This is a genomic window from Vibrio sp. 1288, assembly GCF_033344475.1.
Window position 1 is genome coordinate 1 of record NZ_JAWPOX010000121.1, and the last position, 1,146, is coordinate 1,146.

Consider the following 1,146-nt stretch of genomic DNA (forward strand, 5'->3'; position numbering starts at 1 on the left):
TAGTCGGAGATTGGTCACAACGACAACAATAATTCCTGTCATTTGAGGAAAATATTTCTAATGATTTTTCAAGCCCACGCGACTCATTGACGGAGCTTAGAGATCATCGACTGACGAACAATGAGCTCAATAGGTACGCGGTTAATAAGTGGCTTAACGCCGTTAAATGATGCCATTCAGCGAATTGAGAATCGACTCGCCAACAGCCGTTTTTATGCATTATCTGTATTTATCAACGTGCACACATCAAGGTAACTTTGTAACCGTCATCACCATATTGCAGGCAACATATCGATAGATATCGTAATAAACAAAACCCTTGGCGTCGTCACACCCAGAAAATCCCTTACAAGATTCAATCACCTCGCAACATGACTAAGTTCACATTTGGCGATTTTGTTATTCTATTTATCGCTAAAATACCGCCTAGAATAGACGTACATATCAATTTAAGTAGGGATAGAAGATGTCGACATTGGCCGGGGCTCGCCTAGAAGAAATGGCGGATATCCGCTCGACGAGAAAAAAGAAAATCGTTTTTCTGTGTTCTAGCATTGCCGCCACACTATTGGTGTACGGCGCTATCGTCCAATCGCTCGAAAATCATTGGGGGTTAAGCGTTTTGCATGCCTTCAGTGCCATCGCCTGCTTAGGGATCTGCTATCTCATAAAAGTACAAAGGCATCACAAATATGCCGATTTACTGCTCAGCGCCGTCATCATGTTTGAGGGGTTATTACTGCTTCTTTTTAATGATGCGCCCTCCGGAAAGTTATTGTGGCTCTACCCCATCGTCGCAACCATCATTTTGATTAACGAGTTCAAAGTCGGTTTACTCTTTAGCGCTACCTACATGATTTTGGTTTTCTTTGGCATTACGTTTTTAGACGGCTTACCTGCCACTGGCGATATGATCGAACGCCGATTCATGTTCACCTTGATAGCCATCAGTTTTGTCTGCCATACCTTCTCCTACTACTACGCAAAAGTCGTCAGCTACATTCAAACCCTTTACCGAGAAGGGATTGAGGAGCTGGCCTACCTAGACCAACTTACGGGCTTAGCGAATCGTTGGAGCTTTGAAACGTGGGCTAGAGCAAAACTGCACGACATTGACCACTCAGACGAACGCAGTGTCACCGCGTT

General features: G+C 44.2%; 1 pseudogene. It reads left to right on the forward strand.

Going from position 1 to position 1,146, the window contains the following annotated elements:
• Positions 1 to 466: 466 nt before the first annotated feature.
• A pseudogene (locus R8O11_RS25020) lies at positions 467 to 1,146 on the forward strand (GGDEF domain-containing protein); the annotation flags it as partial.